Genomic DNA, 887 nt, shown 5'->3' on the forward strand with positions numbered 1-887 from the left:
ACCGCGCGGGGGGGGCACCCCCGGCACGCGACCGCGCACCCCCCCCCGAGCGGTCCCCGACGGCTGGGGCGCCCGGCGCGGCGCGCCGCCCCCCGGCCGTCCAGGACGCCCGCCAGCCGGGCGGTGGCGGCGGAGCCGTCGGCCCGGGCCAGCCGCACCTCGGCCCCGGGGGCGGCGTCGAGCCGGTGCGCGGTGTCGGCGTCGAGCAGCACCTCGCCGGGCCCGGCCGGCCAGTGGCCGCCGGTGAGCAACTGCCAGCGCAGCGCCGGGTCGTCGGCGACCGCGCTGACCGCGGCGGTCTGGTCGAGCGGGCGCCCGTCGGCCGTCAGCACCGATCCCTTGCCGACCAGTCGCGGCGCCACCCCGGCCACCCCGGCCACCCCGGCCGTCCGCCGGGCCCGCTCGGCGGCGGCGTCCAGCCCACCGCCGGCGGCGGTCCTGGTCACCTGCACGTCGCCGGGCCCGACCTCGGCGGCCGCGGTCTGGCTGAAGGAGTCCACCAGCGCCCCGCTGCCGCTGACCGAGGCGATCAGGAAGGCCACCCCCAGCGCGATCGCGGCCCCGCTCAGGAGCAGCTGCCGCAGTTGCCCGCGCAGCTCGGCCACGGTGTATCGGTACGTCGTCATCGCTCCCCGGCTCGTCCGCCCTGACCAGGCACGACGCACTGGCAGGGGCCTCACCGAGCCTAGGGTCCGCACCCGCCCCGGCCCGTCAGCACGAGGTCTCCTCGATGATCACTCCGAGGACGGACGGCCGACCGCGCCCCCTCCTCCCCGAGAGGTACGCCGCCCCCGACCCGGCCCGGCCCCGGAAACGGCGGTGGGCCCCCCCCCCGGGGGGGGGGGGGGGGCCCGGGCCCACCCCCCGACTGGGGGGCCCCCCCGGGG

At 81.2% G+C, this 887-nt stretch carries 1 protein-coding gene; it reads right to left on the reverse strand.

Features of this window, described 5'->3' with window-relative positions:
* On the reverse strand, positions 1-626 hold a 626-nt coding region (locus ACFV6I_RS28545; protein ID WP_380428379.1), incomplete at its 3' end, for an ABC transporter permease.
* Positions 627-887 lie beyond the last annotated feature (261 nt).

It is taken from the genome of Kitasatospora sp. NPDC059803 (genome assembly GCF_042732255.1).
GTDB lineage: Bacteria > Actinomycetota > Actinomycetes > Streptomycetales > Streptomycetaceae > Kitasatospora.